The organism is Mesorhizobium sp. C399B, from assembly GCF_030323185.1.
GTDB lineage: Bacteria > Pseudomonadota > Alphaproteobacteria > Rhizobiales > Rhizobiaceae > Mesorhizobium.
The window spans coordinates 82,817-105,057 of the sequence record NZ_CP100472.1; the positions used below are offsets into that span (position 1 = coordinate 82,817).

Consider the following 22,241-nt stretch of genomic DNA (forward strand, 5'->3'; position numbering starts at 1 on the left):
CCTCCCAGATGGTCCTGTTATTAGAAGGTAAATCGGACCAAAGCACAAGCGGATTGATGCTTTTGTAGGACCAAAAATGACGGATTGGCTTCAGAACCGCTGAAAGATCAGCCACATTGTTGCCAGTCAGCGCTGCCGGTGCAATTATGGTCCGATGAAAAAACGTGAATGGAGCGCAGCATGAGCCGCACCGAAATCAAGGAAGTCGAGACCCGGCTGTTTCGGGTCCCACTGCGTGAGGTGATGACCGATGCCAAGCACGGCGCGCACACGCATTTCGAGCTGGTCACCGTCACGCTGAGGCTTGCCGACGGCACCGAGGGCACAGGCTACACCTACACCGGCGGCAGGGGCGGCTATGCAATCAAGGCAATGATCGATCACGACCTCGCGCCGTTCCTCAAGGCACGCGACGCAACGCAAATCGACACGATCTACGACGGCATGCTCTGGCACATCCACTATGTCGGGCGCGGCGGCATCGCTTCTTTCGCGATCTCGGCGATCGACATCGCATTATGGGACCTCAAGGGCCGGCGTAGCGGCCTGCCGCTTTGGCAGATGGCGGGCGGGGCCGGGAAGAGCGCCAACGCCTATCGCGGCGGCATCGACCTAAACTTCACCCTCGATCAGCTTTTGGCTAGCATCGATTCCTATCTCAATGCCGGCTTCACCGGGGTGAAGATCAAGGTCGGCAAGGACGACCTTGCCGAGGATGTGGCCCGGGTGAAGGCAGTTCGCGAGCGCATCGGCCCTCATGTCACCTTTATGGTTGACGCCAACTACGCGCTGGACGTCCCGCGAGCGATCGAGGCAGCGAGAGCATTCGCCGCCTACGATCTGCTGTGGTTCGAGGAGCCCATCATACCCGACGACTATGAGGGTTACGCCAGCATTGCCAAGGCGACCGGAATGCCCCTGGCAATGGGAGAAAACCTGCATGTCATCGAGGAGTTCGAGCATGCCTTCGCTTGGTCGAATCTCAGCTACATCCAACCCGACGCCTCCAACTGCGGCGGGGTCACGGGCTGGCTGCGCGTGGCAGCGCTCTCACGCAAGGCTGGCATTCCGGTCTGCAGTCACGGGATGCAGGAACTTCATGTCAGCCTCGTTGCAGGTCAGACAAATGCCGGCTGGGTGGAGGCGCATAGTTTTGATGTTGACCATTATACCACTGAGCCGCTGAGGCTTCAGGATGGTTTGGCGATAGCACCCGACGAGCCTGGAGTGGGCGTTGTCTTCGACTGGCGGAAATTGGCGGATTTTCGCCAATAGCGCCCCCTGAACGGCGGCACGGCCGCATGCATTTTGTCCAGATCCTGCTTCCTCGTTCCGGCAACGCGGAGAGCGCTTCGCCGAGGAAGACTTCGACCGTCTGAAGAACGAACTCGCCGCCGCCGCAGCCAGCGGGCATACCACTTATCGGATGCCACACTTACATTTGTAATTGCAGCGACGCTTCACCGGCTTTAACTCACGCGATCATAGCAGCGACACGACAAATGCAGGCGGCCGCCCGAACACCGGCAGAAGCTGCAAGCATTGGGTGCGCCTGCAGGGAGGCGGCGATGGTTGCAACGCGTACGGACACTGCGCATGCGGTTATGGAGGACTTCATTCTATCGCGGCACCGCTCACTGGTCCGCGAAGTTGGATTTTACGAGGCTATGAGTCAAACCCGACAAGCGATCGCCGCATCGCGCGAGGTGCTGAGGCGCTTTCGCGAACGTCAGGGCGACGACACTGCTCGAGCAAAGAATGCAGACCGTGGTCCTGTCGCCGTGTCAGCCTTCGATGCCGACATCATACGCGCTGCATGCCGAGATCTGATCGCGGAGATGAACGTGCCCGAGTGTCAATGGCGCGAGCTGGCGCGAAGTCTGGTGCGCGAATTCGTGGCCTGCGAGCAGACCGAAGCCGGTTTGGTGGATTGGATCGTCCGCCGGCCAGCGATGACGGAGACGGACGAGGCCGGCTGACCGGAGCCAACTGGCGAGGCGGCGAATGAGCCAGAGTCGGTCGACCGCAATTAACGCGAGCAAACAGTCCTCCCGGCGACTTGTTGCGCGGGAACTGCGGTGATCCGAGGATCGGAAACTTTGGCGAGCGGCTTGGACACATCTGATCCTCCTCGTTTTTAGGCGTCCGGCCCCGTGTTCGTATTCGGAGACGAATGCGTCCAGCCGACTGTCTAAGGCAGACGGCGACGGCCATGTCGCGTTGCTCCCGGCCTTCGCACACAAAGAGCCCAAGCCGGATGCTAACTGGCTGCATTAGGCCAATGGGAACAATTTGCGCGGGCCGAGCTTGGGCTAGCGTCGTACAGAGGTGCAAGTATGCAAGATAATTTTGACCGAGCTTCATCCGTCGCCGAGGTTGCGGAATCATTCGTGAGATCCCGGAGGCCGTTCTCTGTCGTATCGACCCGGGATGCGGTCACGATTGTCAGGAAACAGGCAGCTTTTTGCGAGCATACGGATGGCGAGCTTGCGGAGTTGGTGGCGGCAATTGCGGTCAGGCATGGTCGATTGGTCGCGTTCGATCTTGATCTCGACGACACAGGCTTGGAGATCGGTCGCGCAGCATAGCCAACGCCTCACGCAATGAGATAGCCACCGTCAACCGGCAGAATTGCCCCAGTGATGAACCCCGCGAGCGGAGAACACAAGAACAAGGCGGGGCCGGTCAGGTCGCCCGGCGTACCCCAGCGACCCATCGGAGTGCGTTTCATCAATTCCGCGTTGCGAACTGGATCGGCCCGTGGCGCGGCGGTCATGGCGGTCTCGATCCAGCCAGGCGCCAATGCGTTTACGCGGATGCCATCCCCGGCATAGGCGATGGCGAGCGACTTGGTAAGTTGCACGATGGCGCCCTTGGATGCGGCGTAAGCCGGGGCATGAGCCGCGCCGAAAAACGCGAACATCGAGGCGATGTTGACGATGGCGCCCCCGTTCGAGAGTGCCCCTCGGAACGCGCTCGCACTCCGCATGGAGCCGGTGAGATTGATATCGACCACCGTTTCGAAACCCTGGACAGTGAATTCGGCGGCGCGCAGGTTTACCCCTGCGCAATTTACGAGCGCTGCAACGGATGTGAACTGACTGGAATATCCTTCGACCGCAGTCATGTCCCGGACGTCGAGTACTGAATACGAGACGGCGGTGCCGTATGCACGAGCGGCCGCTACCTCGGCGGCCGTGGCCCCCGTCGCGTGGACAATTGCCCCGGCCTCGGCGAACGCCATGGCGATGCCGTTTCCGATGCCTGTCGTGCCTCCGGTAATGACGACGGTCTTGCCCGCGAAGAAGGGAATGGCCCATATGGAATCGGTCACCAAGATCTCCTCGTTTCGCCTCTGTGGCGGAGCGCGAACTTACCGCAGCGGAAGACAAACGGGCGGATGTCTACCGCACGAATTGATCGACGAAATCGTCCCCGAGACCCACGCTCGCATAGTGATTTCTGCACATGTCGATCTTGGTGAAAACGTCCTCGAAACCAATCTGCTTGTTATCCTTGTCCAGGTAAACCATGCAGCCGGAAATGTTGAAGAAGGTGATCATCTCGGGCACGTCGCTTGGAACCGTGAGCGTGTGGATTTCACCGGGCGGCTCGAAAACGTAAGATCCCGTCTCTGCCACCCAGTCGTGTTCAAGATAGTGCCAACGCCCCTTGATCACATAGCCATGCACGGGGGCCGGATGCAGATGACGGCTTAATATCCCGGCCCGGCGTACGCGGAGCAGATTGCACCACTGCCCTTGCATTGTGTTGAGCATAAGTGGTCGGAACCACACGCCCTCCGCCTGTGGGACCCAGACACGCTCGTCTTCGGGGACGGCAGCGATCGCGATCTCTTTCGGTGCCAGGGGATGGGCGGAGCCGTTGAAGGATTGATACATAGGAACCTCTGTCGCCAATTCATTGGAGTCCATATCAGCGCGATCCTAACAACTGGGCCGAGTTCTGCCGAGGCGCAATCGGGCGCCCACGCATTGGGAAAGTTGTCGGCGCGCGCCCGCCCGCTGCCGCGACCGCAAGCGGGAAGGGTTTCGGGATGGTCCATTGGGCGTCGAAGACGATCAGTGGGTTCCTTCTTGCCTTATCATGCGGCTATCCGGGAGTGCACCGGGCTGGTCCAGGTCTGGAAGCCCCGGTTTCGGACTTCCAAGGCCAGCAAGGCGAGTTCGACCTCGTCCAATCGCGACGGGCGTGCATTTTCCGGCATGCCTTCGGCGGTGGCCAGGTCGATCAGGTACTCGTTCCAGGCCCAGTTCTTGAGCACAGCGCTTTTCTCGTCGGGTGCGAGCACCGGGTCATCCACAACCTCCATCGGAGAGGCGTAGAATGTCTCCGGCTCGGAAAGCGCCGTCTGTATGTGCGCTGCCTGTGCGCCGGCGCCATAGCCGTGGCTTGCCTGGAGCCAAGCCAACTGCAGCCGCTGCCAAACCAGGTCGGAAAAGGCCTGTTTCTCCTCCGATGCATGCTGGCGCGTGACCTTGGCCTGGGAAGCAGGAGGTGCAGCCTGCACGACATAGTTGAGGCCTTGACGCTCGGCATAACGGATCGCCGCTTCCAGCGTCGGAAAGTTCAGTTCAACCTGGGTCAGGGTGTCCCGGCCACCGGTATAGCCCATCAGCGGCTCGATGAACGGGGCTGTGCGGCGTTCGAAGACCAATCGCCAGGCCTTGCGGGGCTTTGCCGAGGTCATGGCCGGGCGGCATGGCTGGTAGATCCGCGCCGTTGCGCCGTCCGGAAACACTGACCGTCCCATTGACAAAGCCGGCCCGTCTAGACGAGGCCGATTGTCATTGTCCGGCCGGACGGACGTCTTGGTTAGGTTTCTGTTGTCGCTGCTTTGAACTGTCTCCATTGCCTGTCCTTCCCGTTATGAAGGGTCGCACGGGCAGCGGCCGTAAGGGCCGCCACCCATACTGCATCCGTCAGTTCTTCCCGTTGATTGCGATCCGCTTGGCCTTCGCCTGCGCCCGCTCGGTCTTGGGCAACGTCACGGTCAGCACCCCGTTCTTGAAGGCGGCGTTGACCTTGTCTTCTTCAACCTCGTAGCCGAGCGGAATGAGGCGCTCGAAGCGACCGTAGAAGCGCTCGGAGAACTGCCGGTCCTTGTCCTCGGTCTCGGAACGCTTCTCGCCTTTAAGCTTGAGCGCCCCATTTTCCAGCAGGACTTCTATGTCGCTCTCGTCCAGGCCAGGTATTTCCGCCGTGACGCGGACTTCCTTGTCCGTGTCGGAGATTTCGACACTCGGCCAACTGGCGGCGAAAGAGGGACCGAAGGCCGGCAGTCTGGCGCCAAAGCTGCGGAAGGCGTCATCGAACAGCCGGTTTACCTCCCGGTGGAGGGAGACGAAGGGGTCTCGATCTCCGTCGGGGAAGAGACTGGGCGCCGAGTTTCCGTTGCCCCGGCCCCAGGGGATCAAGTCACGTACGCTCATTGTCTTTCTCCTTTCGTAGGTCTCTGAGCCGGACGGGACGCCCGGCTCAAGCGAAAGCCTTCATGGTGGATTGTTCAGGCGGCCAGCTTGTCGGTCTCGATCTTGGGAGCCTCGATCTTCGGCATGGGAGCCCCGCTGGAGATTTCGATCTTGCGCGGTTTCATCTCCTCGGGAACCTCGCGCTTGAGATCGATGCTCAGCAGCCCGTTCTCAAGGCTGGCGCCCTCGACTTTGACATGATCGGCCAGTTCGAACCGACGCTCGAAAGCGCGCCCGTTGATGCCGCGGTAGAGATACTGGCCGTTCTCATCGCCGGATTGCGACCCGCTCAGAACCAGCATGTTGGGCTGGTGGGTGACGGTCAGCTGGTCCTGCGGGAAACCGGCGACCGCCATCGTTATGCGATACTGATCATCATCAACCTTGGCGATATCGTAGGGCGGCCAGTTGTCGAACGAGGCCACACGGCTCGCACTTTCAAGCATGTCGACCATGCGGTCGAAGCCGATGCTGGACCGGTATAGAGGGGTAAAATCGAGGTTTGTCTTCATAGCCACATCCTCCTTTGAGCAACATGGACAACAGAAGGCGCCCAAGAGCCTTGCCGCCTCCTGGTGTTGCCGGCCCCATTGGGCGGCCGGCGACCATCAATTTAGAATCGCGACTTGCACCTTCAAGAGCAAGAATAGGAAAATTTTCATCGGCAATCTGGGCGAACGCACCAATGCCACCCCTTCCGCCGGCGGGGTCACTCGCCGACGGGTCCATGGTGCAAGAACAACTACGTCGCCCTTAAATCCGATCGACGAATGGTACGAACGCGGCCACTGCCGCGCTGTCACTGCAGTCAGGACCGGCACGCTCATCCGATTGATCCAACTGTTGCAACGCATCCATGATCGTGTCGAAGCTGACCGGTTCACCCGCTCGCGGCAGCATGCGAAGCGCTGGCACGGATTCTACGGCGCAGGCATCCGATGCCCATGGCGAAAGAATGGCGCGCTTCTCCTGATCGTCCAGGGCAACATCGGCCAAAACGTCGTGGGGATGTTTGAAATGCCGCGCCGGATGCAGCAAGCGGTCCAGAAAACGTAAGGGCCCCACGGGTTCAATCGATGCAAAATAGCTCGAAATGGGTCCTTCCATGGATGGTCCTCCGCTTCAGACAATCTCATGCGAGTTTGGCGGCTCTCGCCAGCGGCTGTCGCGATCACGACCAGGCAGATCATCCAGGAACGACGCTCAACGACTTTCCCTAGGTGATGTCGATACCGAGACTCATCGTCCGGCACCTTGGGCGGCCCGGTCGCGACCAAAACGAATGAGCCGTTCGCGATCAAGGGCAGCTATGTTGCACTTCCCCGGATGTCTTTGGAGCATATCGAGGGCTGCGGCCTTGGAGCGGCGAGGGGACTTGCCTACATCGCACATGTCGTCGATATGAAGGTCGATGGGTTCGCCGAAAGTTTTCAGGCGCGCTATACGGACTTGGTCGGCGTCTCACCGCGATCGGCTTGGCGCTCGGTTTAGGTTGCCCAGCGCCTGGCGTCGTCTCGGCGCAGAAAGGTCTCGCTAACGTAGCGACCCTTGCGACGGACTTGGACACGCCATGAACCGGACGAGAGTTTTGTGTAGGTGGCCATTTTCTCGTGTGCGCTCCGTGTGCACTGAGAGATCGAAACGTGGCGAAAAGGGTCGTATTCTGGCGTAAATTCGCGTGCACTCGGGCTGCTCTAACGATTTGATGTTAAAGAAAAAATGCTGAAAAATCAAGATCATAGACTGGCTATTGCACCCATGATGGACTGGACCGACCGGCATTGCCGGTTCTTCCACCGCCAGTTGACGCGGCGTGCGCTGCTCTACACCGAAATGGTGGTGGCGGACGCCGTCATCCATGGTACGCGCGAGCGGCTGCTTGGTTTTGACGAGACCGAACATCCGGTGGCACTGCAACTCGGTGGCTCCGATGCGCAAAAGCTGGCTGAGGCGGCGCGCATCGGCGAGGGCTTCGGTTACGACGAGATCAATCTCAATGTCGGCTGTCCGTCCGACCGCGTCCAGTCCGGCACGTTCGGCGCCTGCCTGATGAAAGTGCCTGACCTCGTCGCCAATTGTGTGGCGGCGATGAAGGCGGCGGTGAAAATCCCGGTGACGGTCAAATGCCGCATCGGCGTCGACGAGCAGGATCCGGAGCCCGCGCTCGACGCGCTGGCCGACGGCGTTTTCGCGGCCGGCGCCGACGCGCTGTGGGTGCATGCGCGCAAGGCTTGGCTGGAGGGTCTGAGCCCGAAGGAAAATCGCGACATCCCGCCGCTCGACTATGACAGGGTCTATCGCCTCAAGGCTAGAAAATCGAACAAATTCATTGGCATCAATGGCGGCGTTCAATCGCTCGAAGAGGCGGCTCGCCACCTCGATCATGTCGATGGCGCCATGCTTGGCCGCGCCGCCTACCACACGCCAGGCATCCTGGCCGGCGTCGACGCGGCATTCTACGGCGACAAGGCCGTCGCCTACGATTTTGCCGCGCTGATCGACACGATGGCCGACTACGCCGCGCGGCATATCGAGCAGGGCGGGCGGCTCGGCCACGTCACCCGCCACATGGTCGGGCTGTTCCACGGCCTGCCGGGCGCGCGCCGCTTCCGGCAGATACTGTCCACCGACGCCACGAAACCCGGCGCCGGACCGGATGTGCTGAAGGCAGCGTTCGCTGCCGTCGATTTCGACCGTGTTGAAAAGGCCGCTTAAGCAGTTCAGTCGCGCAGAATCATCCGGTTGCCGCGCACGTCGAAACCCGACAGCGAACCGATGAAATTCATGCCGAGCAGGCTCTGGCTGAGCGCGCCGGGCGCGGCGACCATGACTTGCATGTTCCTGCGCACGATGCCGCCGATCGCCAGTTCGTCGGTGCGCACCGAAGCGGCGCGCGCCATGCCATTGGCGGTCGAGACCGGGACGGTGAAGCTCAGCGCTGCCGGATTGAAGCCGGCCGCCTGCGCGTCTTCGGCGGTGAGCACTGTACTGGTCGCGCCGGTATCGACGACGGTGCGGATCGGCGCGCCGTTGATCGTGATGCGGGCCTCGAAATGGCCGCTGTCGGCCTTGTCCAGGGTCACGGTGGCATGGCCGTCCTCGACGCCGAGCTCCAGCGGGCTGCCGGGAACGAGGCCCGCCGTCACCCGGCTGGCGAAATCCTGCAACTCGTAGCGGTACTGGTAGCCGGCGACGAGCGCCAGCACGATCAGGGCCCACGTGCCGAGATTGCGGGCCATGACGCCGAGCGGCCTGCCGGACCGGACAAGGCCGGCGCTGACGAGCAAGCCGATCGCCCCCAGCCAGACCAGACGGCTGAAATCGTAATTCTCGATGCCGAACGTGCTGCCGGCGTCGTTGTTGATCATCAGCAGCACCAGCCCGAGGCCGATTGCCGCCATCACGATCCAGAACAGTCGGTTCATTGGACCTGCCGCCTCAAGAGAGGACGTCGCGCTCGCGCGCCATGCGGCTGCGGCGTGTTTCCCGGCGCGGCCGGCGCTCGACCGTTTCCAATCGGGCCGGCAACTCGGCCATGACGCTGCGGCGTACCTCCGGCGTCATCCCCATCCAGGCGCCGATTTCATCGCGCGTGCGGCCACAGCCGAAGCAGAAGCCGGTTTTCATGTCGATCGAACAGACCAGGATGCACGGGGATTCGATGGCCGTCATGACTTTCTCTTGAAGGTTCCGTCCGGAATCCCTCGTTCCATCTCCACATGGTGCAACGGCAAAGCCAATGCAAGCCCTTCGGAATGCGGCGCGGGCAACCGCTTTCGCGCCAATGTCGAGGGGAGTTGTGCCGGCCGGGCAAGGCGGTTATGCCGCTGATCAACCACAGGGAATGATCAGGACCGACATGACCAGCGCGCTGCCCTTCGACGACTTTCGCAATCTGCTGGCGAGCCTGCCGCCTGCCGATACAGTCGCGGAAAACAGGGTGCGCACCCTGTTTTCCAAGGCCGACAAGCCGAAAGCCTCGCTTGGACGTATCGAGGACATCGCCGCCTGGCTTGCTGTCTGGAGCGGGCGCGCCCCGCCGGCGGTGAACCGGCCCCTAGTGGCGATCTTCGCCGGTAACCATGGCGTGACCCGCCACGGCATCTCGCCGCGCCCTGTCGCTGCGACCGCAAACGCCGTTGAGCTGTGCGCCGCCGGCGGTGCGGCAATCAACCAGATTTGCGTCGCCAACAATCTTGGCCTCAAGGTGTTCGATCTGGCGCTGCACATTGCGACCGCCGACATCACCGAGGACGCCGCCCTCGACGAACGCGGCTGCGCCGCCACCATGGCCTTCGGCATGGAAGCCATTGCCGGTGGCTCCGATCTGATTTGCCTCGGCGATCTCGGCGTCGGCAACTCCACCGTTGCGGCGGCCTTGTGCGCCGCCCTGTTCGGTGGCAGCGGCGCCGACTGGGTCGGCCCCGGCTCCGGTGCCGACGCGGCCATGCAGGCGCGCAAGGCTGATGTAGTCGATGCAGCCGTCGCCTTCCATGGTGCGGCTCTGAAGGACCCGTTGGAAGCACTGCGCCGGGTCGGTGGCCGCGAGTTTGCGGCCATTGCCGGCGCCATCCTCGCCGCCCGGATGCAAAAAATCCCGGTGCTGCTCGACGGCTTCGCCGCGACCGCTGCCGCTGCCGTGCTGCATGCCGCCAACCCGGGTGCGCTCGACCATTGCCTGCTGGCCAGCCAGTCGCCCGAACCCGGCCAAAGGCTTGCCGCCGAGCGGCTCGGCCTCAGGCCGCTGTTCGATCTCGGCATCAGCCACGGCGAAGGGGTAGGGGCCGCCCTTGCCGCCGGTCTGGTCAAGGCGGCGGCGCTTACCAGTTCGGGCATGGCGGCGGCGGTCAAAGCCTAGAACAAGCTGTCAACGTCGGCGGGCCGCCGCCACGGTCTTGGTTGGCAGCGCCGGCAGTTCCTCCATCACTCGGGCGAGCGGGAAGATGGCGATTGCCTCGGTGCCTTCGCGCAATTTCGACTGAAGTTCGAATTCGCCGCCATGCATGGCGAGCAGGCCCTGCACAATCGGCAGTCCGAGCCCGGTGCCCTGTTCGGCGCTCTTGATGGCGATCGAGCCCTGGCCGAAGGCGGACAGCACGATCGGGATTTCGTCTTCCGGTATGCCCGGCCCATTGTCCTTGACCGAAATGTACTGGCCGCCGCCCGCCGTCCAGCCGACGCGCACGCGAATTTCGCCGCCGGTGGCGGTGAATTTGATGGCGTTGGACAGGAGGTTGAGCGTGATCTGCCGCACCGCGCGCTCGTCGGCGAACAGCCGCGGCAGGGCACTTTCGAAATCCTGGACGATGCGGATGTCCTTGTTGCGCGCCTTCAATTCCATCATGTGGCAGCAATCTTCGGCGATGTTGAGCAGCATCACCGGCTCTTCGTTGAGCTGATAGCGGCCGGCCTCGATGCGCGACAGATCAAGGATTTCATTGATCAGGTCGAGCAGATGCTGGCCGGAATCGTGCACGTCGCGGGCGTAGTCGCGATAGGTGGGGTTGCTCATCGGCCCGAGCACCTCATTGGCCATCACCTCGGAAAACCCGAGAATGGCGTTGAGGGGTGTCCTCAGCTCATGGCTCATAGAAGCAAGGAAGCGCGACTTCGCCAGATTGGCGTCTTCGGCCCGCCGACGAGCTTCGTCCGACATTGATTTCGCTGTCTCCACCTCGGCGAGCAGCGCGTCCTTTTCGGAGCGGAAGGACAGAAGTATCAGCGACGAGCGGTTGAGATGGCGCGCGATATAGGCAAAGAACGGCAATGCCGCGACCAGCAGGGCGACCATGATCGTCCCGACCGGCACCCAAAATTTCGTTTCAGCATAGGCATAGACCGCCACCGGAACGACGAAGGTGGCAAGCAGAGAGCCGCGCAAGGACGACGCCATGATAGCGGTCGCCGCCATGGCCAGCAGCAGCACCACCGCCTTGGCGGCCTGGAACTGGTCGATCTGGCAGGTGGCGCAGCCGAGCCATGCGAACCACGCCCAGCCGAGGCCGCACAGCGAATGTCCGATCAGGAAATCCCTGCGGGTGTGAACAGGATTGAGCTCGGCGGCTTCGGTGCGGCCGACGCGGCGCGCCATGAAGGCGACGATCGAATAGCAGATCAGGGTGAACAGCGCCCAGACGCTGATCTGTTTGTCCACACCGGCCAGCAGCCCGGCCGCCGCGACCGCCAACACCAGCAGTGGGATGACGGCTGCGCCGCCCACCATGGTCCCGGCGTGCAGCTTCAGCAGCTCGCGGTCGAAGTCGAGATTGCCGACCTGCTGCGAAAGACGGTCGCGCGTCTTGCGCACCGCGCGCGCCACATCGCTGTTGCGGTGCGGTTTCCGGCGGTCCACAATGAATTTATCCGCTGTGTTCGAGCGTAGCAGAGGCATGGAAACTTCGATTTATGCGCGCAGCGATCTCAATTCGTTAAGCTACGTTCGAATGATTAAGAGACTGTTTGCCATATGAGCCGTTCGTGGTCGCCAAGGCCGCGCCGGCGATACTATCCGCCGCCGCCGCGAAGCCTGTGGCGCAAGCTGCTGGACTACGCGCTGACGGTCATTCTGCTCGGCCTGCTGATCCTGCTCGCCGCACGCCTCGACCGTTTCGAGACGCGCAAGGCGCAAGGGGCGGCGATCGTCAACGATGGCGATTCACTCACTCTTGGCACCGAACGTATCCGCATGCGCGGCATCGACGCTCCGGAATACCAGCAGATCTGCCGTAGGGATGGCGCGGACTATGCTTGCGGCAGGCTGGCGCGCCAGGCGCTGGTGCGGCTGATATCAGGCAATCCGGTGACCTGCAGCGGCTGGCAGCGCGACCGCTACGGCCGCCTGCTCGGCGATTGCAAGGCCGGTGGAAAGGATCTCAACCGGGCCCAGGTTGAGGCCGGCTGGGCAATTGCCTATGGCGATTTCGACACCGAGCAGGCCATTGCCCGCGCCGGCAAGGTTGGCATCTGGGCCGGCACGTTCGATCAGCCGCAAGACTGGCGCGAAAGCCACCACGGCGGCCCGCTCGAAAGAAAGCACGGCACCCTGGCTTCGGTCGGTGACGCCTTGCGAGAGATGTTTCGCTTCTGGTGACGAGCACTATAGTTGAAGGACCAGATCGGGAGGATAAGCATGAAACTGTTCGACGGCGGCCGCGCCCCCAATCCGCGGCGCGTGCGGGTTTTCCTCGCCGAAAAGGGCATCGCAGTGCCGCTGGTGCCGGTCGACATGGGTGCGATGGGGCACAAGCAGGAGCCGGTCAGGTCGCGCAACCCGCTGCAGCGGCTGCCGGTGCTCGAGCTCGACGACGGTACCATCCTCACCGAATCCGTCGCCATCTGCCGCTATTTCGAGGAACTGCATCCCGAACCGGCGCTGTTCGGGCAAGGCGCGCTCGGCAAGGCCAAGGTCGAGATGTGGCAAAGGCGCATGGAGTTCAATCTGCTCAGCTGCGTCGCCCAGGCTTTTCGCCACATCCATCCGGCGATGAAGGAATGGGAAATTCCGCAGATCCCCGAATGGGGCGAGGCCAACAAGGCGAAAGCGGTTGAATTCCTGAAACTGCTCGAGCCCGAACTGGCAAACCGCGAATTCGCCGCCGGCGACGCCTATTCGATCGCCGATATCACCGGCATGATCGCCATGGATTTCATGAAACCGGCGCGCATCAAAGTGCCGGACGAGTGCACCAACGTGCTGCGCTGGTACAGCGCCGTCTCCAGCCGTCCGAGCGCTTCCGCCTGATGGAGGCGGAACTCGAACGCTTGACGGCAAAGGTCCGCGCCTGCCGCATCTGCGTCGACACTCCGGTCGGCAGGCCACTGCCGCACGAGCCGCGCCCGGTGCTGCTGCCATCATCCAGCGCCCGCATCCTGCTCGCCGGCCAGGCGCCAGGCACAAAGGTGCATTTGTCGGGCATGCCGTTCACCGACGCCTCCGGCGACCGCTTGCGAAGCTGGCTGGGCGTGACAAGCGAGGAATTCTACGACACGGATAAATTCGCCATCGTGCCAATGGGGTTCTGCTTCCCCGGCCAGGACGCCAAGGGCGGCGACCTGCCGCCGCGCCGAGAATGCGCGCTGGCCTGGCGCGCGCCGCTGATGGCGCTGATGCCGCAGATCGACCTCGTTTTGACAATCGGCTCCTACGCGCAATCCTGGCATATGGGCGCCACGCGCCGGCCGTCGCTGACCGAAACCGTGAAGGACTGGCGCACCATCTGGGATGCGCCGGCCAGCCTGAAAGTGCTGCCGCTGCCACACCCGTCATGGCGCAACTCAGGATGGCTGAAGCAGAATCCATGGTTTGAAATGGATTTGCTGCCGTTTCTGAGATCGGAAATCCGCTATCGCATAGATTAGACTTTAAGCAAGATATCACTCGCTTTTGTGCCATCCGGCAGAATTTCTTTCTTGTGAAAGGTCGAAATAAGAGGGAGTATAGCCAATCTATTCCCAAAGCGCGTCGCGCTCGAGGGAACGCGGCCTGCACCAGGAGCACCTCAATGGATCGCCTCGACAGAAAAATTCTCCGCCTCCTGCAGGAGGACGCGACGCTCGCGGTTGCCGATGTCGCCAAGAAAGTCGGCCTGTCGACGACGCCGTGCTGGCGCCGCATCCAGAAGCTGGAGGAAGAGGGAGTCATCAAGCGGCGCGTCGCCATTCTCGACCACGAAAAGGTCAATGTGCGCGTCACCGTCTTCGTGTCGATCCGCACCAATTCGCACAGCCATGAATGGCTGCGGCGTTTCTCGGAAGTCATCCAGGAATTTCCCGAGGTGGTCGAATTCTACCGCATGAGCGGCGACGTCGATTATCTCTTGCGCGTCGTGGTGCCCGATATCGCCGCCTATGACGCCTTCTACAAGCGGCTGATCGCCAAGATCGAGATCCGCGACGTATCGTCGTCCTTCGCCATGGAGCAGATCAAGTACACGACCGAAATGCCGCTCGACTACATGCTGCTGGACAAGGAATCCGGCGCCAACGCGGCCTGAGCGCGGTTGTCCGTGACTGGGCGGTGACGCTGCACAAGCAGGCGCCGTTTAGTTCTTCTTTTTGTTGAGGAAACTCCAGGGCGAGTTGACCGGCAGCGTGATCGTGTCCGGCACCGTGTCGACTGCCACCACATCGGCTTTGCGTACGGTGTAGCCGGACTGGATGATGCTGACGCCGTCGAGAATGAACAACTGGCTCTTCTCCAAGCCGGGCCGCAAAGCGCCGGTCACGGCAACCGACTCATAGGACTGCGACATCTTGTAGGGACGGGCCGGCGTCACCAGCACGATCTGGTTGGGCGGCGGCGTCGGCATGTGGCTGCAAGCGCCTGTCCACGGCACCAGCAGGAATTGGTAGACGAGATCGCCATCACGGTCGACCGGCAATGCGTAGCCGGCTAATTGTACTATCTTGTCTTGCAGGTTGAGCGACAATGTCTCGCCACGATCGGGCAGTTTTGCCGCAATCATCGGCAGACCGGCATCTTCGGCCACCGCCTGCGTCGCAGGACGCAGATCTTTCCAGAAGATGCGCGCGGTTTGGCCTGAGGCGTTGGTAGCGGTGAACACCAACAACGCGGCTGCAAGCGCCAAGGTCGATTTGAGAGGACTGCTCATCGGCCGCTTCCTTTGTGCAGGAGTAAAGACGCCGCGGCCGATCGCGTCAACGCTCGAGCCGCATCACATGTCTGCGAGAGCCGGCCATGCCGACCTCATGGAACCCGCGAGCGATGAACATGTCGCGAAACCCCATGAAACGGTAGCTCGGCGATGCCTCGCCGACCGGGTAGGCCTCGATCACGCCGGCGCCCTTGGCAAAGGCGTGATCTATGGCAGCGTCAAGCAGCGCTGCCGCCAGCCCGCCGCCGCGCAGCGCCCTTGGCACATAGAAGCAGACGATCGACCAGATGCCGGTCTCGTCATCGTCCTGTTGCGACGTCAGCTTCCGATATGTCTGGCGCGGCGCGACCGAGCACCAGCCGACGGTCTTGCCGTCAATCTGGGCCAAGATTCCGACCGGCGTGCCGGCCTCGACAAGCGCCATCATGGCCCGTTTCAACTCGGCGTGCTGAACATGCTCGCGGCGGCCGGGCAGGGGCCGCCAGACCATGCACCAGCAATACTTCGGACCGCCTTGCGCTTCGAAGAGGCCTTCGAAATCGGCGCGCGTCTGCCGCGTCACCTCGGTGAACCGGACGTTGGCCAGGTCAGCCTTTTCTGGCGGCGATCCGCTCGATGATCTTGGCATTGGTGAGTTCCCGTACGGCGTCCTTGCCAATCCAGCGAGCCGTCTTGTCGGTCGACTGGGCCAGCCGTTCGGCCACGGCAAGGGCAGCACCGTGCATCTCCAACGATCGCTTGCCGATCGAACGAAGCGCCCAGTTTGCCGCCTTCTTCACGAAATTGCGGCTGTCGGCGGCATGCCCTTCGATGATCGGCAGGAAGCCGAGGAAAGTCGCCACCGGCTCCTGCTTCCGGTGCACGACGGACCACGCCATCATGGCAAAGGCCGTGCGTCGAACGAACTCGCGCTCGTCCGCCGCGAACTCTTCGATCAGCTCCTTCCAGGCGTCCGTGTCGACGAAGAGATCGGAGACGCCGTCGACGATATCCCAGGAATCGAAGGACGCGGCCCATTGTCGTGCATCCGCGGCTGAGAAGCGCTTCGGGTCGGCCGTGACGGAAGCGATGAACTGCGCCTCCATGATGCCGGTCTGCCAAAGCTCGAAAGCACGCTCGTGGTTGCGCTTGATCTTTTTGGCGATCTGCCGCTGCATGCCATGCGAGATGCCGAGCGCGCGCTCGATCTTGATGCCGTAGCGCAGCATACCGCGGCGATTGTCCTCCGAGCCGATCGAGCGCAAATGGGCGACGATCTCATCGGCGCTCGATTGGGGCGAAAGCTCGGCCATTGCGAACGCCTATTTTTCCAGGCGCGCCAGCAGGGACGAGGTGTCCCAGCGCTTGCCGCCCATCGCCTGCACATCCTTGTAGAACTGGTCGACAAGGGCGGTCACCGGCAGTCTCGCGCCATTGCGGTCGGCTTCATCGAGGCAGATGCCGAGATCCTTGCGCATCCAGTCGACGGCAAAGCCGAAATCATATTTACCGGCATTCATCGTCTTGTGGCGGTTCTCCATCTGCCAGGACCCGGCAGCGCCCTTGGAAATCACCTCGATGACCTTCTCGATGTCGAGCCCGGCCTTTTTGCCGAAATGGATGCCTTCGGCCAGTCCCTGAACCAGCCCGGCAATGGTAATCTGATTGATCATTTTCGCGAGCTGGCCGGCGCCCGACGGACCCATCAGCCCGACCATGCGGGCGAAGGCGTCGATGACCGGCCTGGCCTTGTCGAAGGCAGCCTGCTCGCCGCCGACCATCACCGTCAGCACGCCGTTCTCGGCGCCCGCCTGGCCGCCGGAAACCGGGGCGTCGAGGAAGGAAAAACCGGCCTTTTCGGCGGCGTCGGCCAGTTCGCGCGCCACTTCGGCCGAAGCCGTGGTGTTGTCGATGAAGACGGAGCCTTTTTTCATCGCGGCGAAGGCGCCATGGGCCCCGGTCGTCACCGAGCGCAGATCGTCGTCATTGCCGACGCAGGAGAAGACGAAGTCCTGGCCCTCTGCGGCCTCCGCCGGCGTCGCGGCAGACTTGCCGCCATGCTGGGCAACCCATTGCTCGGCTTTCGCCGCGGTGCGGTTGTAGACGGTGACGTCGTGGCCGCCTTTGTTCCTGAGGTGCCCGGCCATGGGATAGCCCATCACGCCAAGACCGAGAAATGCCACAGATGCCATGAGTTTGCCCTTCAGACGGAACGGAATTGTCTTGGAAAGCTCTAGGCTCTACGCGCCATTCGTCAAGACGCGCATGAGCCGATCGACTGGTACAGCCGACCGCTCAGCGGATCAGATGAATGGTGATCCGTCGCTCGATCCATTCGACGCCGTGGCGCAGGATCTCGACCATCACCAGATAGACGATGGCGACCCAGACATAGGCCTGGAAGTCGAAGGACTTGGCGTAGGCCAGCTTCGCGATGCCCATCAAATCATAGACGGTGATGATGGCAACGATGGCGGAAGCCTTGATCATCAAGACGAGTTCATTGCCGTAGGGCCGGAGCGCGACGATAAAGGCCTGCGGCAGGACGACCTTGCGCAGCGTCTGCAATTTGTGCAGGCCGAGCGAAGCAGCGCCCTCCCATTGGCCCCTCGGAACACTTTCTATGGCGCCGCGCAGGATTTCGGCCTGGTAGGCGGCGGTGTTGAGCGCGAAGGCGAACACACCGCAATTGAAGGCGTCGCGGAAGAACCACCACAGTCCGACGGATTCGAGCTGCACCCGGAATGAGCCCAGGCCGTAATAGACGAGATAGACCTGGACGAGCAGTGGCGTGCCGCGGAAGAAATAGACGTAGCAATAGGCCAGGACAGACAAATAGCGGTTCGTTGACATGCGGGCATAGGTGACGGGCAGCGAAAAAAGCGCGCCGAGCACCATCGAGATGGCCACCAACGCAAGCGTGGTTCCCAAGCCCTGCAGATAGGCAGGCGCGTATCTGGCGAAGAACTCGCCATTCCAGGCGTAAACCAGATAGACGGCGATGCCGATGCCGAACAGGATCCAGAAGCCGACCAGTGCATAGCCGACGACACGGGCCCGCGGCCAGCCCCGCGCCCGTGGTGGTGGCTTCTCGATGTCGACGGCGGCGCGCGTCACGACGCTCATCGTGCCTCCCTCCGCCCGAGCGAACGCAGGATGAAGCCGGTGGCGATCGACGACAGGATGGCAAGGATGAGAAACACCATCGCCGCGACACTGTAGAACAGGAAGGAATGTTTGGTGACACGGGCCGCCACGCCGGCGTTGCGCAAGGTTTCAGCCAGGTTGACGACCGACACCAGGGCCGTGTCCTTGAGCAGGCTCAGCCAGCAATTCTCAAGGCCGGGGAAGGCGATGCGCAGCAGCTGCGGCAGGATCACCTTGCGCATCGTCTGCCATTTCGACAGCCCGATCGCATAGCCGCCCTCGTACTGGCCCTTCGGAATGGCGCGAAAGGCCGACAGGAAGACTTCGCTGGAATACGACGAAAAGATCAGCGACAGCACGATCATGCCGGCGAGGAAGCTGTCGACATCGACCGTCGCTTCCGGCCTGAACAGACGGATGACATACTGCAAGAGGATCGGCATGCCGAAGAAGAACAGGAAAAGCGTCACCAGTTCCGGCAGTCCGCGAAACACCGTGGTGTAGATGTTGGCAGCCACGCGAAGCGACGGCTCTTCGGATTGTTTTGCCCAGGCGACGAAAAAGCCGATCGTCAGGCCGATCGGCAGTGTCGCCAGCGCGAGCGCAATCGTGACCAGTGCGCCATAGGCAATATCGTCAATCCAGCCATCGGGTCCCCAAGTGAGAAGTATCCATATGTTCTGGCTTGGCATTGACGGGTCTTGTCTCCACTTCTGTCAGGCCAAGGCGGCAGCAGGAAACTTCCCCTGCCGCCTTGTTTCAGACGATCAGGACTCGGCGCCGAAGACGTCGAACTTGAAGTACTTGTCGTTGATTGCCTTGTACTTTCCGTTGGCGCGGATTGCGTCGATGGCGCTGTTCAACTTGTTGACCAGATCCGTCTCGCCCTTGCGCACGGCGATGCCGGCGCCCGGTCCAAAGATATCGACCGGCTGCGGCGAAGGCTGGCCGAGAATCTTGCAGCAGGCGCCATCAGGCGAATCCAGGAACTGTTGCAACACGACGATATCGTCCTCGATCGCGTCGAGACGGCCATTGGCGAGATCGGCCTGCTCTTCGGGGCTGCTCGGATAGCCCTTGACCGTGCTGTCCGTATAGGTTTTCGAGGCATAATTGAAATGCGTCGTGGTGGTTGCGACGCCGATGGTCTTGCCGGCCAGGTCTTCCTTGGTCACGCCCTTGAGGGTCGAATCCTTGGGTACCGCGATCGCCGACGGCGTGTTGTAGTATTTGTGGGTGAAGTCGACCTTCTCGGCGCGCTCCGGCGTGATCGACATCGAGGCGACGATGGCGTCGAACTTGCCGGCCTGCAGGGCCGGAATGATGCCGTCCCAATCCTGGGCGACGAAGGTGCACTTGACCTTCATCTCGTCGCAGAGCGCCTTGGCGATGTCGATGTCGAAGCCCACGAGCTGGCCGTCGGAGGTCAGGTTGTTGAATGGGGGGTACGCGCCTTCGGTGCCGATTCTCAGGGTCGTTTCCTGAGCCTGGGCGACGCCGAGCGTCAGCAGCGCAGCCGATGCGGCGAGCGCGATACGCAGTGCAATACGCATGATAGTCCTCTCTTTATGGCTCCCGGCCGTCGTTCCGGAACGGCTCTGTGGGGCGGTGCTTTTGACCGCCCGCTGGCGCGATACTCCCACTGTTTTCGGGAGAAAAGCAACTGTAAAACCGTTGCTTGCGGGATTTGCGGGTCCAGCCAATGCCGACGCCGGGTTAATGCATGTCGCCCAAAAGTGCGCAGCGGTTTTGGGACGACGACATGCATAAATAAAACAACCTGAAGCGCGTCGCATGAGGCCGTTCAGGCGCGACGCGCTTAGACAATGCAACGGCTGAAGAGGGCGGCTGACCCGGGCGAGGGCAGGGGCCTCAAGGTTTGAGGCCGGTCATGCGCTCGATGAAGTCGGCTATCCCTTCCGTGTCGTCGAGATCGAACACAGGCAGGCTTTCGCCGGTAACCGCGAAGTCGGCGGCAATCGCCACGATATGTCCGTCGTTCGCCGACAGCGGCGAGCGGTCCTTGGCCTCCCGCCGCCGGGTCTCGATCTTTTTGTGCGCCTCGCGCTTGTAGCCTTCGACCAGCACGATGTCGCACGGGGCCAACCGCGACAGGACCGTCTCCAGCGTCGGCTCGTCCTCACCGCGCAATTCATGCATCAGCGCCCAGCGTTTGCCCGACACCACCGCGACTTCGGTGGCGCCCGCCTGGCGGTGACGAAAGCTGTCGGCGCCAGGCTTGTCGATGTCGAACTCATGATGGGCGTGTTTGACCGTCGACACTGTCCAGCCGCGCCGGACGAGCTCTGTGACCAGCTTCTCGGTCAGTGTGGTCTTGCCGGAATTCTTCCAGCCGGTGATGCCGAAGATGTTCATGGGCCGATGCTCTGCAACAGACGCTCGGCCACCGCAAGGTCGGGCGGTGTGTTGATGTTGAAGAACGGGTCGATCTCGTCACTGCCGTGGGTCAGCAACGGAAATGCCACTTTGACACAGTCGTGCCGCTCGATGAAGGCGGAGACGCGCCTGTTGTCCTCGATCAGGAAATGGCGCAAGGCCTCACGCAGCCCGAGCGGCCACAGCGCAAAGGTCGGATGCCGCCTGCCGCCGGAACTGGCAACAGCGATGGAGCCTGGTCGCTCGTCAACAGCCGCAGCCAGCCTCTCGACCAGATCCACCGGCAGAAACGGCGTGTCGCCGGCGGCCGTCGCCAATGCCGTGCAAGCGGTGTTCGCTGCCGCCCATTCGAGGCCGGTGAGGATTCCGGCAAGCGGTCCGGCATAGCCTTCGACCGCATCGGCGAGAACCGGAAGACCGGCCGCGGCGAAGCGCGCCGGGTCACCATTGGCGCTGAGCGCCAGCGATCCGACCTGCGGCGCCAGGCGGGCAACGACATGGTCGAGAAGCGGACGCCCGCCAAGCGCCAGCAAAGTCTTGTCGCCGCCGCCCATGCGCCGTGACAGGCCTCCGGCCAGGATAATTCCTGCAATGTCTTGGCTCATGGCCAACCTATATGCCGTCCGGCGCCATGTCGGGTCCAGCGCTTTCGGCCGCCGGCTTCTGCCGGCCGACGACCCGCTCGCGATAGAGCGCGTAGAGGCCGGAGCCGATGATGATTGCGGAGCCAACGATCATCGGCAGGTCGGGGACATCGCCGAAGATGATGAGGCCAAGCAGCATCGACCAAAAGAGGGCGGTGTAGCGGAATGGCGCAATGAAGGAGATGTCGCCGGCCCGCATTGCCATGATGATGAACTGGTAGCCGATCAGCACCAGCACCGCCGCCAATGCCAAAAGTGCCGTGCCTTTGCCGGACATCGGCGTCCAGCCGCCCATCGGCGACAGGAGCACGGCGCCAACGATGGTCATGGCGATTGCCGTTGCCGTCGACACCAGCAAGGTCGGGATAGCGCTCGGGATGCGCTTGGTGGCGAGGTCACGTACTGCGCAACAGGCGACGCTGACGAGTGCGTACAGCGAATAGACGCTGAAGCCTTCGAAGCCTGGCCGCACGATGATCAGCACGCCGCCGAAGCCGACCGCGATCGCCAGCCAGCGCCGCCAGCCGACCGCTTCGTTGAATACGAGTGCCGCCCCCATCGTCACCGCCAGCGGCAGCGCCTGCAGCACCGCCGAGACATTGGCGATCGGCAGATGCGCTAATGCCACAAGGAAGGCGACGGTGGCGCCGGCCTCGGCGACCACGCGAAGCGCCACCAGCGGCTGCAGCATCGACCTCGGTCGCGCGAGCGCGCCTTGCTGCCAGGCGAGCAGGCCGACGAGCAGCGACGCAAAGGCGCCGCGCACCAGCATCACCTGCGCCATGTTCATCGATTCCGACGAGAACTTGGTGATGGCGTCGTTGAGGGTGAAGCCGATCATGGCCACCATCATGCACAGCGCGCCGCGAATGTTTGGGGAAAGAGGCAAGGGCGTTACCGGTTTTGCAAGAGCAATTCCAGGAAAAGTGTGAAACGGTTTTCCGTCCGGAATTGCGTGAAAACAAAGA

At 62.3% G+C, this 22,241-nt stretch carries 27 protein-coding genes; 8 read left to right on the forward strand and 19 right to left on the reverse strand.

The features are described from left to right. The first annotated feature begins 180 nt into the window (after positions 1-180). Together NLY36_RS00380 and NLY36_RS00385 are read left to right on the forward strand one after the other, a co-directional pair. Positions 181-1,275 (forward strand): mandelate racemase/muconate lactonizing enzyme family protein, encoded by a 1,095-nt coding sequence (locus tag NLY36_RS00380; protein ID WP_023736596.1) that lies wholly within the window; start codon positions 181-183, stop codon positions 1,273-1,275. A gap of 293 nt (positions 1,276-1,568) precedes the next feature. Then, entirely contained in the window at positions 1,569-1,979 is a 411-nt protein-coding gene (locus tag NLY36_RS00385; RefSeq protein ID WP_023736597.1) for a hypothetical protein, read from the forward strand. 617 nt (positions 1,980-2,596) lie between these two features. On the opposite strand, the gene NLY36_RS00390 is transcribed toward NLY36_RS00385, so the two are convergent. The 6 genes from NLY36_RS00390 to NLY36_RS00415 all read right to left on the reverse strand — a co-directional run bounded on the left by NLY36_RS00390 (position 2,597) and on the right by NLY36_RS00415 (position 6,599). Then, positions 2,597-3,334: an SDR family oxidoreductase gene (locus NLY36_RS00390; protein WP_031249332.1), complete on the reverse strand. Its 738-nt coding sequence runs from the start codon at positions 3,332-3,334 to the stop codon at positions 2,597-2,599. 70 nt (positions 3,335-3,404) lie between these two features. Continuing rightward, positions 3,405-3,902, reverse strand: a complete 498-nt coding sequence (locus tag NLY36_RS00395) for a 2,4'-dihydroxyacetophenone dioxygenase family protein (RefSeq protein WP_023710477.1) — start codon at positions 3,900-3,902, stop codon at positions 3,405-3,407. Positions 3,903-4,105: 203 nt separating this feature from the next. Continuing rightward, positions 4,106-4,762 (reverse strand): NADH dehydrogenase ubiquinone Fe-S protein 4, encoded by a 657-nt coding sequence (locus tag NLY36_RS00400; protein ID WP_348524912.1) that lies wholly within the window; start codon positions 4,760-4,762, stop codon positions 4,106-4,108. Positions 4,763-4,943: 181 nt separating this feature from the next. Further along, positions 4,944-5,453: an Hsp20/alpha crystallin family protein gene (locus tag NLY36_RS00405; RefSeq protein ID WP_023696160.1), complete on the reverse strand. Its 510-nt coding sequence runs from the start codon at positions 5,451-5,453 to the stop codon at positions 4,944-4,946. 74 nt (positions 5,454-5,527) lie between these two features. After that, on the reverse strand, positions 5,528-6,004 hold the full coding sequence (locus tag NLY36_RS00410) for an Hsp20 family protein (RefSeq protein WP_023672654.1): 477 nt from the start codon (positions 6,002-6,004) through the stop codon (positions 5,528-5,530). 241 nt (positions 6,005-6,245) lie between these two features. Continuing rightward, positions 6,246-6,599 carry a hypothetical protein gene (locus NLY36_RS00415; protein WP_084026252.1) on the reverse strand — a complete coding sequence of 118 codons (354 nt, stop codon included), beginning with the start codon at positions 6,597-6,599 and terminating at the stop codon, positions 6,246-6,248. 612 nt (positions 6,600-7,211) lie between these two features. On the opposite strand from NLY36_RS00415, the gene dusA reads away from it, so the two are divergent. After that, on the forward strand, positions 7,212-8,207 hold the full coding sequence (gene dusA, locus NLY36_RS00420; protein ID WP_023696157.1) for a tRNA dihydrouridine(20/20a) synthase DusA: 996 nt from the start codon (positions 7,212-7,214) through the stop codon (positions 8,205-8,207). Between the two features lie 5 nt (positions 8,208-8,212). Here dusA and NLY36_RS00425 read toward each other — a convergent pair whose 3' ends face one another. Together NLY36_RS00425 and NLY36_RS00430 are read right to left on the reverse strand one after the other, a co-directional pair. Then, positions 8,213-8,917, reverse strand: a complete 705-nt coding sequence (locus NLY36_RS00425; RefSeq protein ID WP_023736600.1) for a TIGR02281 family clan AA aspartic protease — start codon at positions 8,915-8,917, stop codon at positions 8,213-8,215. Between the two features lie 13 nt (positions 8,918-8,930). Further along, a complete protein-coding gene (locus NLY36_RS00430; RefSeq protein WP_023824914.1) occupies positions 8,931-9,164 on the reverse strand; it encodes a DUF1289 domain-containing protein in 234 nt (77 codons plus the stop codon). A gap of 187 nt (positions 9,165-9,351) precedes the next feature. Here NLY36_RS00430 and NLY36_RS00435 point away from each other — a divergent pair, with 187 nt between their 5' ends. Then, complete coding sequence (locus tag NLY36_RS00435; protein ID WP_023736601.1) at positions 9,352-10,350, forward strand: nicotinate-nucleotide--dimethylbenzimidazole phosphoribosyltransferase; 999 nt, start codon at positions 9,352-9,354, stop codon at positions 10,348-10,350. Between the two features lie 9 nt (positions 10,351-10,359). Here the strand turns inward: NLY36_RS00435 and NLY36_RS00440 are convergent, their stop codons facing one another. Continuing rightward, a complete protein-coding gene (locus NLY36_RS00440) occupies positions 10,360-11,883 on the reverse strand; it encodes a sensor histidine kinase (RefSeq protein ID WP_023736602.1) in 1,524 nt (507 codons plus the stop codon). Positions 11,884-11,958: 75 nt separating this feature from the next. Here NLY36_RS00440 and NLY36_RS00445 point away from each other — a divergent pair, with 75 nt between their 5' ends. The 4 genes from NLY36_RS00445 (at position 11,959) to NLY36_RS00460 (ending at position 14,485) form a co-directional block, all read left to right on the forward strand. Beyond that, positions 11,959-12,582, forward strand: coding sequence for a thermonuclease family protein (locus tag NLY36_RS00445; RefSeq protein ID WP_023682482.1), 624 nt, complete (start codon positions 11,959-11,961; stop codon positions 12,580-12,582). A gap of 39 nt (positions 12,583-12,621) precedes the next feature. Beyond that, a complete protein-coding gene (locus NLY36_RS00450; protein ID WP_023682483.1) occupies positions 12,622-13,233 on the forward strand; it encodes a glutathione S-transferase in 612 nt (203 codons plus the stop codon). Further along, a complete protein-coding gene (locus NLY36_RS00455) occupies positions 13,233-13,850 on the forward strand; it encodes a uracil-DNA glycosylase family protein (RefSeq protein WP_023682484.1) in 618 nt (205 codons plus the stop codon). Before NLY36_RS00450 ends, NLY36_RS00455 begins: the two co-directional genes overlap by 1 nt. A 143-nt stretch (positions 13,851-13,993) precedes the next feature. Next, positions 13,994-14,485 (forward strand): Lrp/AsnC family transcriptional regulator, encoded by a 492-nt coding sequence (locus tag NLY36_RS00460; RefSeq protein ID WP_023669013.1) that lies wholly within the window; start codon positions 13,994-13,996, stop codon positions 14,483-14,485. 48 nt (positions 14,486-14,533) lie between these two features. On the opposite strand, the gene NLY36_RS00465 is transcribed toward NLY36_RS00460, so the two are convergent. From NLY36_RS00465 to NLY36_RS00510, 10 genes are all read right to left on the reverse strand, one after another. Further along, positions 14,534-15,103: a DUF3299 domain-containing protein gene (locus tag NLY36_RS00465; protein WP_023682485.1), complete on the reverse strand. Its 570-nt coding sequence runs from the start codon at positions 15,101-15,103 to the stop codon at positions 14,534-14,536. Positions 15,104-15,149: 46 nt separating this feature from the next. Continuing rightward, a complete protein-coding gene (locus tag NLY36_RS00470; RefSeq protein WP_023682486.1) occupies positions 15,150-15,734 on the reverse strand; it encodes a GNAT family N-acetyltransferase in 585 nt (194 codons plus the stop codon). Continuing rightward, positions 15,694-16,398, reverse strand: a complete 705-nt coding sequence (locus tag NLY36_RS00475; protein ID WP_023682487.1) for a DNA alkylation repair protein — start codon at positions 16,396-16,398, stop codon at positions 15,694-15,696. Before NLY36_RS00475 ends, NLY36_RS00470 begins: the two co-directional genes overlap by 41 nt. 9 nt (positions 16,399-16,407) lie before the next feature. Next, positions 16,408-17,277 (reverse strand): NAD(P)-dependent oxidoreductase, encoded by an 870-nt coding sequence (locus NLY36_RS00480; protein ID WP_023696152.1) that lies wholly within the window; start codon positions 17,275-17,277, stop codon positions 16,408-16,410. Positions 17,278-17,380: 103 nt separating this feature from the next. After that, entirely contained in the window at positions 17,381-18,211 is an 831-nt protein-coding gene (locus NLY36_RS00485; RefSeq protein ID WP_023736603.1) for an ABC transporter permease, read from the reverse strand. Continuing rightward, positions 18,208-18,924 carry an ABC transporter permease gene (locus NLY36_RS00490; RefSeq protein ID WP_023669007.1) on the reverse strand — a complete coding sequence of 239 codons (717 nt, stop codon included), beginning with the start codon at positions 18,922-18,924 and terminating at the stop codon, positions 18,208-18,210. Before NLY36_RS00490 ends, NLY36_RS00485 begins: the two co-directional genes overlap by 4 nt. Positions 18,925-18,999: 75 nt before the next feature. Further along, on the reverse strand, positions 19,000-19,785 hold the full coding sequence (locus NLY36_RS00495) for an ABC transporter substrate-binding protein (protein ID WP_023682491.1): 786 nt from the start codon (positions 19,783-19,785) through the stop codon (positions 19,000-19,002). Positions 19,786-20,104: 319 nt separating this feature from the next. Further along, a complete protein-coding gene (mobB, locus tag NLY36_RS00500) occupies positions 20,105-20,608 on the reverse strand; it encodes a molybdopterin-guanine dinucleotide biosynthesis protein B (protein ID WP_023682492.1) in 504 nt (167 codons plus the stop codon). Beyond that, a complete protein-coding gene (gene mobA, locus NLY36_RS00505) occupies positions 20,605-21,234 on the reverse strand; it encodes a molybdenum cofactor guanylyltransferase MobA (protein ID WP_023702271.1) in 630 nt (209 codons plus the stop codon). The genes mobB and mobA overlap by 4 nt, the downstream gene beginning before the upstream one ends. A gap of 7 nt (positions 21,235-21,241) precedes the next feature. Continuing rightward, entirely contained in the window at positions 21,242-22,162 is a 921-nt protein-coding gene (locus NLY36_RS00510; protein ID WP_023696149.1) for a DMT family transporter, read from the reverse strand. Positions 22,163-22,241 lie beyond the last annotated feature (79 nt).